The sequence below is a fragment of the Streptomyces sp. NBC_01707 genome, from assembly GCF_041438805.1.
Classification (GTDB): domain Bacteria; phylum Actinomycetota; class Actinomycetes; order Streptomycetales; family Streptomycetaceae; genus Streptomyces.
The window spans coordinates 1,796,603-1,810,606 of sequence record NZ_CP109190.1 but is presented as its reverse complement, the minus strand read 5'-3'; the positions used below and the strand labels follow the sequence as shown (position 1 = coordinate 1,810,606).

Below are 14,004 nucleotides of genomic sequence, written 5' to 3'. Positions count from 1 at the left end.
TTGTCGCCCAGGACACTGGACGCGTGATGGACGACGCCCGGCCACTGGCCGTATTCGACCTGGACGGCACGCTCGCGGACAGCGGCCACCGACAGCATTTCCTGGAAGGAGCCCGGCGTGACTGGAGCGGCTTCTTCGCCGCCGCCGTCGACGATCCGCCGCTCGACGAGGGCGTGCGGCTGGTGCTGAGCAGCGCCGAGGAGTGCGAGATCAGGTATCTCACCGGACGTCCCGAGCGGTGCCGCCGCGACACCGTGGCCTGGCTGGAGGAACAGGGACTGCCCGAGGGGCGGGTGTACATGCGCCGTAACGACGACCGGCGGCCGGCTCGCCACACCAAACTGGAGATCCTGAAGAGGCTGGGCCGGGAACGTGACGTGCGGATGCTGGTCGATGACGACGAGTTGGTCTGTGACGCGGCAGAGCAGGCCGGGTTCGCGGTGGTGCGGGCCCGCTGGGCGGTGACCTCGCCTTCGATGCGGGACGCGCAGGAGCGCGAAGGGCGTACCTGACGCCATCGGCGGCCCGGCGGCCACGATGCGCGGGCTCGGCTGTGCGCGTTGCGCCGGCTCAGCTGGTCTCGTCGAGCCGGAAGCCCACCTTCAGGCCCACCTGGTAGTGCTCGATTCGGCCGTCCACGATCTGCCCGCGCACCTGGGTGATCTCGAACCAGTCGAGATTGTGCAATGTTTCCGAAGCCCTTGCGACGCCCCTGCGGATGGCGTCGTCGACCCCTTCGTGGGAGGTTCCTACGATTTCGGTGACCCGATAGGTGTGGCTTGACATCGTGTGTCTCCTTTCGTCCTTACCACGGTGCCCCATCCGGCCCTGGTGCGCGAGGGGTCGGGGTGGAGAACGTGTCGTGAACTGGTCTTGACCAAATTGAATGGTCCATACCAAAATCCAGCCACACCCGTGCGAGCACCGCCCGCAGTCCCCCACATCGGGTCCTGTACCAGTCGTGCTGTTTCGCAGAAGGTGACCCCTGTGAAGAACCGCGTACTCATCGGCGCCGTCGCGCTCGTGTCCACCGTTGTACTGGGTGGCTGCGGCTATCTCCCCGGCACGGGTGGGTCCGGCGACAAGAAGGTCACGATCTGGCTGATGAAGGACAGTGTCTCCGCCGATTTCCTGGACCGTTTCACGAAGTCGTACGAGGACGAACACCCCTCCATCGAACTGGAGTTCAAGATTCAGAGCTGGAGTGGCATCGGTCCCAAGGTCACCTCGGCCCTCAAGGGCGAGGACACCCCGGACGTCATCGAAGTCGGAAACACCCAGATCGCGCAGTACGCGGAGAGCGGCGGTCTGCGCGACCTCACTCTCGAATCGATGCGTGACCTCGGCAGCGACGACTGGCTGCCCGGCCTCGCCGAGCCGGGCAGCATCGAAGGCATCCAGTACGGCATCCCCTGGTACGCGGCGAACCGTGTGGTGATCTACAACAAGGCCCTCTTCGAGCAGGCAGGCATCAAGAACCCGCCGAAGACCCGGCAGGAGTGGGTCGAGGACAGCCGTGTGCTCAATCGGGAGGGCAACCAGGGCATGTACCTCGCGGGCCAGAACTGGTACGTGCTCGCCGGGTTCATCTGGGACGAGGGCGGCGACCTGGCCAACGACAACGGCGGCGAATGGGAAGGCGCTCTGGACACTCCCGCCGCACTCAAGGGCATGGCCTTCTACAAGGAACTCCAGTCGTACGGCAACGGCCCCAAGGACGCCGACGAGGAAAAGCCCCCGCAGACCGACGTGTTCGCCAAGGGCGATGTCGCGCAGATCATCTCCGTGCCGGGCAGCGCAAAGCTCATCGAGCAGAAGAACCCCGAACTCAAGGGGAAACTCGGATACTTCCCGATCCCCGGAAAGACCGCGAAGAACCCCGGCTCCGTGTTCACCGGCGGTTCCGATCTGATCGTTCCGGCGAAGGCGAAGGAGCGCAGCGCCGGTATAGACGTGGTCAAGGCGCTCGCGGGCGAGAAGTGGCAGGCGGACCTCGCCAGGACGATGAGTTACGTACCGAACAAGCCGGCCCTCGCCCAGGTCATCGAGGGCCAGGAGGGCACCGCCGCCATGGCCCAAGGTGCCAGGCGTGGGCGTGCCACCCCCAGCTCGCCGCAGTGGGCGGCGGTCGAGGCCGACAACCCGATCAAGCCGTACATGACGGCTGTCCTGCAGGGCGGCGACCCGCTGGAAGAGGCCAGATCCGCCTCGGAACGGATCACTGCCGAGCTTGCGGGCAGCTGAGAGGCAGCTCGATCGGTGAACGGCCGGGTGCCCGGCCCGCCGCCCGACACCTCGGGATTCAGCCGTCGCACATCCAGGCTCTCCACAGCGGTCATGTCGAATCCAGCCGGTCACGGAAGAAGTAAGGGGCCGGGTCGTCGCAGCACTGCGGCGGCCCGGCAGCCGCCCTTGCCGATCCGTCCCCGGAGACCGTCATGAACGCGCTGCCCACCCCGCCACTCGTCGCCGGACCGTTCACCGCCACCCCCTCCGTACCGCAGCAGGCCACTCCGACGCTGTCCCAGGCCCAGGCCCAGGCCCAGGCCCCGTCCGACCGCTCGGCCCCACCGCTCTACCGGGTCTCCCTGGCCGTCAGCCAGGAGGACGTGCGCGCCGCGCAGCGACTGCGTCACCAGGTCTTCGCAGGTGAACTCGGCGCCCGGCTCGACGGCCCCGAACCCGGCCTGGACAGCGATGCCTTCGACGCGTACTGCGATCACCTGCTGGTACGGGAGGTGGCGAGCGGCGACGTCATCGCCACGTACCGGCTCCTGCCGCCCGAGCGGGCCCGGATCGCCGGCCGTCTCTACGCGGAGAGCGAATTCGACATCGGCCGCCTCGCACCGATCCGCGACGACCTGATCGAGGTCGGCCGCTCCTGCGTCCACCCGGCCCACCGGGACGGCGCCGTCATCGCTCTCATCTGGGCGGGCCTCGCCCGCTACATGGAGCGCAGCGGGCACAACTGGCTGGCCGGCTGCTGCTCGATCTCCCTGTCCGACGGCGGCGTACTGGCCGCCGACTCCTGGGACACGGTGAGGACGAAGTACCTGGCCCCCGAGGAGTACTGGGTCACCCCGCACCGTCTCTGGCAGCCCACCGTCGCCACCCGCCCCACCGGAGCCGCGCCCCTCGCCGGTCGGACCACCGCGCGCACCGGGCTCGCCGCTCTCCCGCCGCTGCTCCGCGGCTACCTTCGGCTCGGTGCCTGGGTCTGCGGTGCGCCCGCGCACGACCCGGACTTCAACGTCGCCGACCTCTACGTACTGCTGTCGCTGCGCCGCACCGACCCGCGGTATCTGCGCCACTTCCTGTCACTCGCTCCGCTGACATGAGCGTCTGGCTGCCCACGGCACCCTGTACGCCGCACACCTGCGCCGGTCACACCGGCCCCGTGCGCGGCCGGCTCCAGGCCTCGGCCCTGCTGGTCGCGGGATGCACCTTTGTACTCCTCGGCGCGGTGTGCTTCCCGGCCGTGCTGCTGCTCGGCCGGGCACCGCGGAACCGGTTGATCCGGTGGTGGGCGTACGGGGTGGTGCGTGCGTTCGGCGTACGGGTACGGGTGATCGGCCGTCCGCTGCCGCCGGCCGGAGAGGCGCAGCCCGGCGAACTCGTCGTCGCGAACCACATCTCGTGGCTGGACATACCGCTCGTCGCCGCCGTGCTCCCCGGCCGGATGCTCGCCAAGAGCGAGATCCGGCGTTGGCCGGTGCTCGGTGCGCTCGCCGCCCTCGGCGGCACGCTGTTCGTCGAGCGCGACCGGCTGCGGGCGCTGCCCACGACCGTGCGCGACATCGCGGGGGCGCTGCGCGGCGGGTCCCGGGTGGTGGTCTTCCCCGAAGGCAGCACCTGGTGCGGGCGTGGAGCCGGCGGCCGGTTCCGGCCCGCCGCGTTCCAGGCGGCGCTCGACGCGCACGTCGACGTCCGCCCGGTACGCATCACCTACCGCACCGCGCGGCCGGACGAGCCGGCAGCCGGCGCCGCCGCCTTCGTCGGGGAGGATCCGCTCACCGCCTCGCTGTGGCGCGTGGTCACGGCGGCCGGACTCACCGCAGAGATCCGCGTACTGCCGCCGATCCCCGCGGGCACGACGCCCGGCCGCCGTGCGCTCGCCCGTGCCGCTCAGACCGCCGTGGCCAGCGACAGTGCGAAGCGGTCCGCGGAATCCGTCCACCATTGAGACAGCCTCAGCCCCGCCGCGGCCAGCTCGCCGCTGATCCCCGCCTTGCGGAACTTCGCCGAGACCTCCGTGCGCAGGCCCTCACCGGCCTCGAACGGAACGACCAGATCCAGCCCGGGGATCTTCACCGTCAGCGCTCTGCGGGCCTGCAGGCGCATCTCGATCCACTCCTGCCGTCGGTCCCACAGTGCCACATGGTCGAAGTCGGCCGGGTCGAAGTCCGCCCCCAACTCCCGGTCGACGACGGTCAGTACGTTCTTGTTGAACGCCGCCGTCACCCCGGCCGCATCGTCGTAGGCCGCGACCAGTACCTTCTCGTCCTTCACCAGATCCGTGCCGAGCAGCAGTGCGTCGCCCGGCGAGAGCAGCGAGCGTACGGACTTCAGGAACACCGCGCGCTCGTCCGGCAGCAGGTTGCCGATCGTGCCGCCCAGGAACACGACCAGTCGCGGTCCGGGCGTGTCGGGCAGCACGAGCTCGCCGGTGAAGTCGGCGATCAGGGCGTGGACCGAGAGATCCGGCCGTTCCACGAGCAGCGCCTCGGCCGCGCCGCGCAGCGCGCTCTCGCTGACGTCCACCGGTACGTAGCTGTGCAGTCCGGGCAGTGCGTCGAGCAGATGCCGGGTCTTCTCCGACGAGCCGGATCCCAGCTCGATCAGAGTCTTCGCCCCGGACGCCGCGGCGATCTCCGGCGCGCGGGCGACCAGGATCTCCCGCTCGGCGCGGGTCGGGTAGTACTCGGGGAGCCGGGTGATCTCCTCGAACAGCTCGCTGCCGTGCGCGTCGTAGAACCACTTGGGCGGCAGCGTCTTCGGGTGCCGGGTCAGACCGTGCAGCACGTCGGCGCGCAGCGCCGCGTCCGTCGCGTCCACCGGCAGGGTGCGGGTCAGCAGAAAGGGACTCACTCGGTGGGCTCCTTGAGCGGGGTGAGCAGAACGTCGGCGCGGGTCGCGACCAGCAGGGTGCGGTCGGGGACCTCTCGCCAGTGCGGATCGTCGTCGTAGGGTTCCGAGGCCACGACCGTTCGGTGGCCCGGCTCGGCCAGATACCACAGGGTGTCGCCCCAGGCCGTCCCCACGATCGTCGTACCGTCGGTGAGCAGCAGATTCAGCCGGGAGCCGGGCGCAGCCTCCGCGACCTCGCGCACCGTGTCGGCGACCGCCTGGGGCACGTCGTCGCCATCCGCGACACGGTGCCGCACCAGCGCCCAGATCAGGGCCGAGTCGCAGCGGGCCGCAAGGGCGAGTAGCTCGGCCGGGGGCAGCGTGGCGGCGAGCGGCGCCAGCGATCCGGGCCAGCCCTTCACCGCGCCGTTGTGGCTGAACAGCAGCCGCCCCGCCGCGAACGGCGCGGCCGCGGCCTCACCGTCCGCGTCTCTCTCGGTGGCGTCCCGGACGGCGGCGAGCAGGGCCGTGCTGCGTACGACTCTGGCCAGATCGTCGAACGACTGGTCGGCCCAGACGGGCCCCTGGCGCCGGTAGCGTCCCGGGACCGGGTCCCCGTCCGCATACCAGCCCACGCCGAAACCGTCCGCGTTGACCGTTCCGTACTTCTGCCGGCGTGGCTCCCAGGACTGGCGGACCAAGGCGTGGGGCGGCCGGGTCAGCAGCTCACCGAGCGCCACCGACGGTCCCAGGTAAGCAATGTGGCGGCACATCAGATATCCCTCGCGGTACGGAACCCGGAGAAGATCTGGCGCCGCACCGGAAGGTCCCAGTTCCGGAAGGTGCCTCGGCAGGCCACGGTGTCCACGGCGAACGAGCCGCCGCGCAGCACCTTGTGGCCGGGCCCGAAGAAGACCTCCGAGTACTCGCGGTAGGGGAATGCCGAGAAGCCCGGATAGGGGAGGAAGTCGCTCGACGTCCACTCCCACACGTCACCGATCAACTGCCTCACCCCGAGCGGTGACCGACCCGCCGGGTACGCCCCGGCCGGTGCGGGCCGCAGATGGCGCTGGCCCAGGTTGGCCCGCTCGGGGGACGGGTCCTCGTCGCCCCACGGATAGCGCCGTGAACGCCCCGAAGCCGGGTCGTCGCGCGCCGCCTTCTCCCACTCGGCCTCGGTGGGCAGCCTGCGCCCCGACCAGCGGGCGTACGCGTCCGCCTCGTACCAGCTGACATGGAGCACCGGCTCGTCGGCGGGCACCGGCTCGGTCACCCCGAAACGGCGGCGCAGCCACTGGCCTGCGTCCCGGTGCCAGAACAGCGGGGCGGTCAGCCGGTGCTCACGGACCATCGCCCAGCCCTCGGGGGCCCACCAGCGCTGATCGGTGTAGCCGCCGTCCTCGACGAAGCGCTCGTACGCGCCGCAGGTGACCGGCGCCGTGTCGATGAAGAACCCCGGCACTTCACGCACATGGGCGGGGCGCTCGTTGTCGAGCGCCCACGGCTCGGTCGACGTACCCATGGTGAACGAGCCCCCGGGAACCATGACTTCGGCGGGAAGCGAGGCCGCGTCGGTCGGCCGCGGCGGCTCCGGCGCGGTGAGCACGGCCGGACCGGATCGCAGCTGGTGGGTGATCAGCATCGTTTCGTCGTGCTGCTGCTCGTGCTGGGCGATCATCCCGAAGGCGAAGCCGGCCTCCACGAGCGGGCGGTCACCGATCAGAGCGGTGCTCTCCAGGACGTCCAGGGCCCTGCCACGTACCTCCGCGGCGTACGAGCGGGCCTCGGCGGGCGGCAGCAGCGGAAGAGAGGGGCGGCTGGCCCGCGGATGCTCGAAGGCGTCGTACAGCCCGTCGATCTCGGGGCGCATCGCCTCCCGCCCGGCGACGCCGCGCAGCAGCCACAACTCCTCCTGATTGCCGATGTGCGCGAGGTCCCAGACCAGCGGCGACATCAACGGGGAGTGCTGGGCCGTCAGTTCACGGTCGTCGACGCTGTCGGTAAGGAGCGTGGTGCGTTCCCGGGCGGTGAGGAGCGCCGCGAGAGCGCGCTGCCGCAGCGCCTCCGTGTCGAGTTCGGGCGTCGGGGTTGCGGGGGTTTCAGTCATGAGCGGGCTTTCCTTCCCTCATCCGGACGAAGCGCCGGGGGCGCCGCATGCACCGAGGGCATCGCGAGAAGTTCGGGCAGATCGTCGGCAGGACACCGGCCCCGGGCGACGAAGCGGTCGTGGAAGACCGCCACCGCCTGCTGAACGGCCTCGGAAGCACCCAGTCGGGGCAGAGCCTCCAGCGCCACTTCGAAGCAGGTCGCGGCTGTCACCCGCAGTTCCGGGTCGGCCAGGCCGTCACGGGCGGCGCCGACCCAGAGCGGATTGCGCGGAGCGGACCGCGCGCCTGCTATCTCGGCCAGAGGTTTGACAGTGCGGTACACGGTCTCGGCGGCCTCCGGGTCGTCGAACAGGGCGGTGGTGACGGCGAGCGGTACAAGCCATCCGTCGTCACCGAACTGTGCGTCGATCATGCGCAGTTCGAGGTGTCCGCGCGGGCGAGCCGGCGGAAACAGCGTGGTCATGTGGTACTCGAGATCGGCGCGCGTCGGCGGCCGCGGCGCACCCGTACGGATCCAGTTCCGGAAGGTCAGACCGACCGGCACGGCCCACGGCGCCTCGTCGCTCCGGATGCACATCACCGGGGCGTCGAGCACATGCGTGGCCCAGTCGTCGCGCGGGGCGGAACGGCCAGGCGGTGCCAGGCTCCGCACCGGATCGAGATCGGCCCACAGCGACTGGCGGGTGGACCGCCATCCCGTCGGGCGGCCCTCCCGGTACGGCGAGTTGGCGAACGCCGCCACCAGCACCGCACCCAACAGGTGCACCAGCTGCCAGCGCCGCCCGTGGCCGAGCGGCCCCGGCTCCTCCTCGCCGGCGTCCAGACAGACCTGGACGGACGCGGTGGAGCACATCATGGCGCGACCCGCCGGTCCCGACCGGTCCAACGAGGCCTCCAGGGCGTCGTAGCGGGGCTCGTGCAGCAGACGGCGTGGGGGATGCCACGGATCGACGCCGAGTCCGACCGGTACGAGGTCCAGCCGGCCGAGCGCGGCGCGTACGGCGGCCAGGTCGGTGGCCATGGTGTCGATACAGGCCATCAGGGAGTCCGCCGGCTGCGAGCTGAGCTCCAGCTGTCCGCCGGGTTCGAACGTGAGCGCCGCGCTCAGCGGCAGTGCGCCCACGGCGGCGACGGCCGCGTCGACACGGTCGTGGGCGACCGGGGTACGGGGCCGGTCACGGTCGTGAACGAGCCATTCGAGCTCGACCCCGACCGTCCGGGGCGGGCCGGTCTTGAAGCAGATGCATCGCAGTAAATCCTCCGCATCGCCCTCACCGAGAGGGCGGTCGTAATCGGTCGGACCGTGGCCGACGGGTGCGTCCGGTGACATGCCGGGGCCTCCTTTTTCGGTACGTCCGTACCACCCAAACCCTTGCGGGGAGATCGCACAAGGGTGCCCTTGCGCGGCACATAATTCCGTTGCGCCGGGAGCGCAGGAGCGTCGATCATGCCCCGTATGCATCACACGGGGGAGTGCCGATGAGCGCACGGCTGCGCGCCATCGCGACAGAGACCGAGTCCATCGTCGAAGCCGGGCTCTACCGCACGCCCGAGGGGCGTGAGATCAGTATTGAGCGCACTCTGGCCGCCGCGCTCTCCGGGACGCGGCTGTACGGGCCCGACCCGGTGCCCGTGGCCGCACTCGACACAGACCGCGCCTCGGTCATCGAGGTGACCGACGAGAGCAGCCTGCAGGCGGCGCGCCGGATGACCGGCGAGGGGGCCGGCAGGATCGCCGTCCTGAACTACGCCTCCGCCCGTAACCCGGGGGGCGGCTACCTGAACGGCGCGCAGGCCCAGGAGGAGGCCCTGTGCCGCGGCTCCGCGCTGTACGCCACCCTGCTGCGGGCCCCCGACTACTACGCCCACCACCGGGCCGAGCGCAGTGCCTTCTACACCGATCGGGTGATCCACTCGCCCGGTGTTCCGGTGTTCCGTGACGACCGGGGGCGGCTGCTCGACACCCCTTACACCGTCGGCTTCCTCACCTCGCCGGCGCCCAACGCCGGAGTGATCCGCAGCCGGACGCCCGAGGACGCCCACCGCATCCCCGCGGTGCTCGCGTCCCGCGCCGAGCGGGTACTGGAGGTCGCCGCCGTGCGTGGGTACCGCAGGCTGGTGCTCGGGGCCTGGGGCTGCGGAGTGTTCATGAACGATCCGGCGCAGGTGGCCGGTGCGTTCCGGGCGCTGCTCGCCGACGGGGGCCGGTTCGCCGGCCACTTCGAGCAGATCGTCTTCGGCATCCTCGACCGCAGCCGCGCAGCGGCCACCCGTACGGCGTTCGCCCGGACGTTCGGTCGCGAGCCGCAGACGTATCCGTGACGTTGGGCCGGGGGAGTGGCGCTCCACCGTAAGGGTCACGTTGAGCCGGAGGAGTGTGGACCGACTGTGACGGCCCACCTCGGACCGGTGCTGTGGGCAGCGGCTTTGACGGCGACGTCGAGCCGTGGGGTCGGGCGCGTACACCAACCGTAACCGTCAGGTCGAGCTGGAGGGATGGGTGCTCCGTGACGGTGTCGAGCCGGAGAGCCCACGTAGGCCGCCACGGCCGGTGGCCCCGGCCCCGTCGGTCAGCCCCAGCCGTAGCGCTCCCGCAGCCGCCCGACGACCAGATCGAAGCGGTCCCGGTCCAGCGCGCACGCCTCGCGGCGCATCCCGTCCTCGTGCACCCGCAGCATCCGGTCCAGATCGACCCAGGACGGCCGGCCCGAGCTGTCCCACGGCCCGGCGCCGAGGGCCACCCACTCGTGGTCCCGGTCGTGCTGCTTGCTGGAGAGCTGCACGGCGAGCAGTGTGCCCGCCGCCTCGCGCGCGACCACGAGCACCGGGCGGTCCTTGCCCCGGCCGTCGTTCTCCTCGAACGGCACCCAGGTCCAGACGATCTCGCCGGGGTCGGGATCGCCGTCACGGTCGGGGGCGTACGAGGTGCGGACCTGGCCCACGTCGTGCGGGTCGGCCTCGGCGGTGGCGGTCGGACCGGAACGGCCGGGGAAGTCGGCCGAGCCGTCGCTGCTGTTCATGCTGAATGTGCCGACTGAACGGTGAGGGATCGTCATCCGAACACCGTAGAACGTGTACGACCCATTCCGTGGAGCCGGGTCCGCCGGACACGCAGCGGATCGGGAAGGAAGACGCCGATGCGCTGCGGAGAGCACCGGGCGGGCCGCGCCGCTCGTCGGGATACGGACGGGACGGCACACAGCTGTGGCCGGTACTCGCCCGTGGTTGACGGACAGGAACCGGCCACAGCCGCCACGACCGGTCAGGAGGGTGCGCCGCCCTCCTGACCGCCCGTCACCGGAATGCGCTCCTTGCGCGGCACGGGCGGGACCGTGGGCGCGACACCGTTGACCGGGGGTGCAGCCTCCGTCCCACCGTTGGTCCGGCCATCGTTCCGGCCGTCGCCCTGGCTCATCGTGGACAGCAGCTGGCGGGCCAGGCCCAGCCCCGTACCACCCATCGTCAGGGCCTTCGCGAACATCTCCGACATGCCGTCGGCCCCGTTCAGCAGCACCATGTGATCGACGCTGCTGAAGGCGCCCGCGCCGGCCTCGACGATCTCCGGCCACCTCTCCGCCAACTGCTGTGCGACCACGGCCTCCTGATTCTCGGCCAGCGCCGCAGCCCGTGCCTTGATCGCCTCCGCCTCGGCCAGTCCCTTCGCCCGGGTCGACTCGGCCAGCGCGAGGCCCTTGGCCTGCGCTGCTGCTGCCTCCGCCTCACCGGTCGCCCGGGTCGCCGAAGCGGCGGCGGCGCCACGCGCCTTGGTCGCCTCGGCCTCGGCGATCGCCGCCGTCTTCACCCGGTTGGCCTCGGCGACGGCGGCGAGTTCCGTCTCCTTCGCATGCGCCTCGGCGGCCGAGATCCGGGCGTCGCGCTCGCCCTCCGCCAGCGTGCGCTTCTCGTACGCCTGGGCATCGGCGGGTTTCCGTACGTCGGCCTGCAGCTGTTGCTCGCGCCGCTGGGCCTCCAGCTCGGCGACCCGGGTCTCCTGGACCACGACCTCCTGCCGGGCCGCTGCGTCGGCGAGCGGCCCCGCCTGCCGCGACTTGGCCGCGGCCTTGTCCCGCTCGGCCTGGTAGCCGGCCTGCAGGATCTCGCTGTCGCGGGTCGCCTCCGACATCCGGGCGGCGGCCTGCTGCTCCGCCTCGGTCGCCCGCCGGTTCGCCTCGGCCTGCGCGATCCGGGCATCCCGCTGTACGGCGGCGGCATGCGGCATGGCGAGATTCTTGATGTACCCGGTCGGGTCCTCGATCTCATGGATCTGCAGCGAATCGACGATCAGCCCGAGCTTCTCCATCTCGCTGCCGCACGCCGCCCGGGTCTGACCGGTGAGCTTCTCCCGGTCCCGGATCATGTCCTCGACGGTCAACCCGCCGACGATGGAACGGAGGTGACCGGCGAACACGTTGTGCACCCGCTCCGACATCATCTTCTGCTGGTCGAGGAAGCGGCGGGCCGCATTGGCGATCGACACGAAGTCGTCGCCCACCTTGAAGATGACAACACCGCGCACCCGCAGGGGAATCCCCTGATGCGTGACGCAATCGACGGACAGCTCCGTCTCGTTGAGATCGAGAGACATCTTCCGCACCGCTTGCACACCGGGCAGGACGAGCGTGCCGTGCCCGGTGACGATGCGGAACCCCATGCCCTGGCCAAGACCTTCGGTCTTGTGCTTCGAGCCCGATATGACCAGTGCTTCGTTCGGCTCGGCCACTCGCCACATCAGCTTGAACAGGCCGATCAACACAATGATGGCGGCGAGAACCAGCCCCGCCGTGACGCCGATGACCATCGGCATGCGCCCCCTTATCGCAGTGCCCCGTCGGCACTGCTGAACAGAGGGAGTCTTCTCCTGCGAGCGACGGTGGAGAAGAGGTGGGCGGAACCTTGCCGCTTTCTTGACCGGCGCGGACCCGACGCCTGTGCGTCGGGCCCCTCACCTGTCCTGCGTGTGCACGTCAGCTGTCGTACGCGCGCGCCACGTACACCGTGCGCGGGGGAAGATATTCGATCACCGTCACCACCGTCCCCGGCTCCATGCGGTCCGACGGTGAGGACGGGTACGCGAGGAAGTGCTCGGCGCCCCCGCGAATCCGTACGATCACCTCGCCGACCAGCCCCGGCCCCACCGTCCCGGTCACCCGGCCGAGCAGTCCCACCATCGACGAGTCATCCATGCCCCGGAGCGTACCCACGCAGGGCCGGTCTGGAAGACTGCCCGACGCCATGAGCCAGTTACCCGAGCAGCCCTCCGAAGGTCCGATCCCGACGAGCGCCGATGTGGCGCGACTCGCCGGCGTCTCCCGGGCCACCGTGTCGTACGTACTCAACAACAATTCGACCGTGCGGATCAGTGATCCGACCCGCCGTCGGGTCAGGGAAGCAGCCGGCGAACTCGGCTACGTGCCGCACGCGGCGGCCCGAAGCCTGCGCGCCGGACACACCCGGATGGTGCTGCTGCCCACCGGCAGCCATCCGGCCGCACCGCTCCACCACCACTTCTTCCATGAGCTCGAGTCCGGCCTGCGCCGTCTCGACTACACCGTGGTCCAGCACGGCAGTCTCGGGCTGGACGCCGAGGAGGCCGCCCGTGCCTGGGCCGAACTCCGCCCCGTGGCCGTCGTCGCACCCGGCGGGATCGCCCTCACCCCTCAGGGCATCGCCGTGCTCCGGCGTTCCGGGGCCAGGGCGGTGATCACCCTCGGCCCGCAGCCGGTCGACGGTGCCCACGCCCTGGTCATGGACGAGCGGGAGGTGGGCCGTTGCGCCACCGCGCATCTCCTGGAGCGCGGCCGCCGCCGGATCGGAGTGGTCATGCCCGAGGAACGGGGCGTCGGCGTGTTCGCCGAACCCCGGCTGGCGGGAGCCCGGCGAGCCGCGGCCGGTGGCGGAGCCCGTATCGAACCGCTGCCCCTGCGGTACGAGGAGGAGTCGGCCGCCGTCCTCGCCGCGCGGTGGCGCACACTCGGACTCGACGCCGTGTTCGCCTACAACGACGACTACGCGATGCTTCTGATGCGGGCGCTCCAGGACGCGGGCATCGACGTGCCCGGCGAGACCGCCGTGATCGGAGCCGAGGACCTGATGCTGGGCAGGCTGCTGAGGCCCCGGTTGAGCAGTGTGCGGATGGAACTGGCGACGGCGCAGCCGCTGGCCGATCTCGTCGACCGGCTGGTGCGGAGCCCCGGGGGCGAGCCCGAGCGTCACGACCTGCTGAGTGCGCGGGCGATCGCCCGCGAGTCGAGCTGAGGCGGCGGGGCGCGGTCGCCGGGCTCAGCGGCGGCAGCACACGGGGGTGGTGGCGTTGCCCGGCACTGCAACACGGCAGCGCGGCAACGTGCGCGCCGCGCGTCGCTTGCCTAGCGTCATGACCATGAGCTATCCGCAGAGTTACGAGATCCTCCTCGTCCCCGGGTTCACCGACACCACGACCCAGCCGGCCGAAGTCACCGAACACCCGGAAGCCACCGACGGCACCGAGCACACCGACGCAGCCGAGGCTCCCGACTCCGTGGCCGCCATCCGCTCGGCCGTCGTGGAGGCCACGGGCGAGACCGGGGCATCGGGTTACCCTCGGTACGCGGGGGAGGGGATGGTGGCGGACATCGATCCGGTGACCCGGACCGTGGAGGCCCTGCTCATCGACGGTGCCGAACTTGACTACGGCCTCTCGGTCAGGGTCTCGGAGCGGAAGGCCTGAGGCTGAGCCGGCACACAGGGAACTTCCGTCATTCGATGGAGAGTTGATAGGTGCCGTTGCTGCGCGAGGTCGGCACGGGGCGTCGGTTGCAAAGGGAGCAGCAGTTCGATCAATTCCCTTGTC

Annotated in this window: 15 protein-coding genes; 7 read left to right on the top strand and 8 right to left on the bottom strand. The window is 70.8% G+C overall.

Annotated elements, in window-relative coordinates; genetic code table 11:
* Positions 1-23: 23 nt before the first annotated feature.
* Complete coding sequence (locus OG963_RS08340) at positions 24-512, top strand: hypothetical protein (protein ID WP_176902001.1); 489 nt, start codon at positions 24-26, stop codon at positions 510-512.
* Positions 513-570: 58 nt separating this feature from the next.
* On the opposite strand, the gene OG963_RS08335 is transcribed toward OG963_RS08340, so the two are convergent.
* Positions 571-786 (bottom strand): dodecin, encoded by a 216-nt coding sequence (locus tag OG963_RS08335; protein WP_030933957.1) that lies wholly within the window; start codon positions 784-786, stop codon positions 571-573.
* 201 nt (positions 787-987) lie between these two features.
* Here OG963_RS08335 and OG963_RS08330 point away from each other — a divergent pair, with 201 nt between their 5' ends.
* The 3 genes from OG963_RS08330 to OG963_RS08320 all read left to right on the top strand — a co-directional run bounded on the left by OG963_RS08330 (position 988) and on the right by OG963_RS08320 (position 4,183).
* Positions 988-2,244, top strand: coding sequence for an extracellular solute-binding protein (locus OG963_RS08330; protein WP_371798712.1), 1,257 nt, complete (start codon positions 988-990; stop codon positions 2,242-2,244).
* 194 nt (positions 2,245-2,438) lie between these two features.
* Entirely contained in the window at positions 2,439-3,338 is a 900-nt protein-coding gene (locus OG963_RS08325) for a GNAT family N-acyltransferase (protein ID WP_319328621.1), read from the top strand.
* On the top strand, positions 3,335-4,183 hold the full coding sequence (locus OG963_RS08320) for a 1-acyl-sn-glycerol-3-phosphate acyltransferase (protein ID WP_093770105.1): 849 nt from the start codon (positions 3,335-3,337) through the stop codon (positions 4,181-4,183). Before OG963_RS08325 ends, OG963_RS08320 begins: the two co-directional genes overlap by 4 nt.
* On the opposite strand, the gene egtD is transcribed toward OG963_RS08320, so the two are convergent.
* From egtD to egtA, 4 genes are read right to left on the bottom strand one after another with little or no spacing between them, the layout of a single operon-like run.
* Positions 4,126-5,088 (bottom strand): L-histidine N(alpha)-methyltransferase, encoded by a 963-nt coding sequence (egtD, locus tag OG963_RS08315; RefSeq protein ID WP_093929208.1) that lies wholly within the window; start codon positions 5,086-5,088, stop codon positions 4,126-4,128. The genes OG963_RS08320 and egtD overlap by 58 nt on opposite strands.
* The gene (gene egtC, locus OG963_RS08310) at positions 5,085-5,840 is read right to left on the bottom strand and encodes an ergothioneine biosynthesis protein EgtC (RefSeq protein WP_093770107.1); all 756 of its coding nucleotides are present in this window, start codon (positions 5,838-5,840) and stop codon (positions 5,085-5,087) included. Before egtC ends, egtD begins: the two co-directional genes overlap by 4 nt.
* Positions 5,840-7,174, bottom strand: coding sequence for an ergothioneine biosynthesis protein EgtB (egtB, locus tag OG963_RS08305; protein ID WP_371798711.1), 1,335 nt, complete (start codon positions 7,172-7,174; stop codon positions 5,840-5,842). Before egtB ends, egtC begins: the two co-directional genes overlap by 1 nt.
* Positions 7,171-8,505, bottom strand: a complete 1,335-nt coding sequence (gene egtA / locus OG963_RS08300; protein WP_319328626.1) for an ergothioneine biosynthesis glutamate--cysteine ligase EgtA — start codon at positions 8,503-8,505, stop codon at positions 7,171-7,173. The genes egtB and egtA overlap by 4 nt, the downstream gene beginning before the upstream one ends.
* A gap of 149 nt (positions 8,506-8,654) precedes the next feature.
* On the opposite strand from egtA, the gene OG963_RS08295 reads away from it, so the two are divergent.
* Positions 8,655-9,497, top strand: a complete 843-nt coding sequence (locus tag OG963_RS08295; protein ID WP_030933979.1) for a TIGR02452 family protein — start codon at positions 8,655-8,657, stop codon at positions 9,495-9,497.
* 248 nt (positions 9,498-9,745) lie between these two features.
* Here the strand turns inward: OG963_RS08295 and OG963_RS08290 are convergent, their stop codons facing one another.
* From OG963_RS08290 to OG963_RS08280, 3 genes are all read right to left on the bottom strand, one after another.
* The gene (locus tag OG963_RS08290) at positions 9,746-10,195 is read right to left on the bottom strand and encodes a type II toxin-antitoxin system PemK/MazF family toxin (protein ID WP_371798710.1); all 450 of its coding nucleotides are present in this window, start codon (positions 10,193-10,195) and stop codon (positions 9,746-9,748) included.
* Positions 10,196-10,437: 242 nt separating this feature from the next.
* On the bottom strand, positions 10,438-11,979 hold the full coding sequence (locus OG963_RS08285; protein WP_093770111.1) for a flotillin family protein: 1,542 nt from the start codon (positions 11,977-11,979) through the stop codon (positions 10,438-10,440).
* A 160-nt stretch (positions 11,980-12,139) separates the two neighbouring features.
* Positions 12,140-12,358, bottom strand: coding sequence for a hypothetical protein (locus OG963_RS08280; protein ID WP_030933989.1), 219 nt, complete (start codon positions 12,356-12,358; stop codon positions 12,140-12,142).
* A 49-nt stretch (positions 12,359-12,407) separates the two neighbouring features.
* Here OG963_RS08280 and OG963_RS08275 point away from each other — a divergent pair, with 49 nt between their 5' ends.
* Both OG963_RS08275 and OG963_RS08270 read left to right on the top strand, forming a co-directional pair.
* Positions 12,408-13,430, top strand: a complete 1,023-nt coding sequence (locus OG963_RS08275) for a LacI family DNA-binding transcriptional regulator (protein WP_093770112.1) — start codon at positions 12,408-12,410, stop codon at positions 13,428-13,430.
* A gap of 124 nt (positions 13,431-13,554) precedes the next feature.
* Positions 13,555-13,881 (top strand): hypothetical protein, encoded by a 327-nt coding sequence (locus tag OG963_RS08270; protein ID WP_176902002.1) that lies wholly within the window; start codon positions 13,555-13,557, stop codon positions 13,879-13,881.
* Positions 13,882-14,004 lie beyond the last annotated feature (123 nt).

What these genes read in the sequence shown, in the direction of transcription:
- egtA (WP_319328626.1), bottom strand. Translation starts at nt 8,505, where the DNA reads ATGTCACCGGACGCACCCGTCGGCCACGGTCCGACCGATTACGACCGC.
- OG963_RS08285 (WP_093770111.1), bottom strand. Translation starts at nt 11,979, where the DNA reads ATGCCGATGGTCATCGGCGTCACGGCGGGGCTGGTTCTCGCCGCCATC.
- OG963_RS08290 (WP_371798710.1), bottom strand. Translation starts at nt 10,195, where the DNA reads ATGAACAGCAGCGACGGCTCGGCCGACTTCCCCGGCCGTTCCGGTCCG.
- OG963_RS08270 (WP_176902002.1), top strand. Translation starts at nt 13,555, where the DNA reads ATGAGCTATCCGCAGAGTTACGAGATCCTCCTCGTCCCCGGGTTCACC.
- OG963_RS08325 (WP_319328621.1), top strand. Translation starts at nt 2,439, where the DNA reads ATGAACGCGCTGCCCACCCCGCCACTCGTCGCCGGACCGTTCACCGCC.
- OG963_RS08335 (WP_030933957.1), bottom strand. Translation starts at nt 786, where the DNA reads ATGTCAAGCCACACCTATCGGGTCACCGAAATCGTAGGAACCTCCCAC.
- OG963_RS08320 (WP_093770105.1), top strand. Translation starts at nt 3,335, where the DNA reads ATGAGCGTCTGGCTGCCCACGGCACCCTGTACGCCGCACACCTGCGCC.
- OG963_RS08295 (WP_030933979.1), top strand. Translation starts at nt 8,655, where the DNA reads ATGAGCGCACGGCTGCGCGCCATCGCGACAGAGACCGAGTCCATCGTC.
- egtB (WP_371798711.1), bottom strand. Translation starts at nt 7,174, where the DNA reads ATGACTGAAACCCCCGCAACCCCGACGCCCGAACTCGACACGGAGGCG.
- OG963_RS08275 (WP_093770112.1), top strand. Translation starts at nt 12,408, where the DNA reads ATGAGCCAGTTACCCGAGCAGCCCTCCGAAGGTCCGATCCCGACGAGC.
- egtC (WP_093770107.1), bottom strand. Translation starts at nt 5,840, where the DNA reads ATGTGCCGCCACATTGCTTACCTGGGACCGTCGGTGGCGCTCGGTGAG.
- OG963_RS08280 (WP_030933989.1), bottom strand. Translation starts at nt 12,358, where the DNA reads ATGGATGACTCGTCGATGGTGGGACTGCTCGGCCGGGTGACCGGGACG.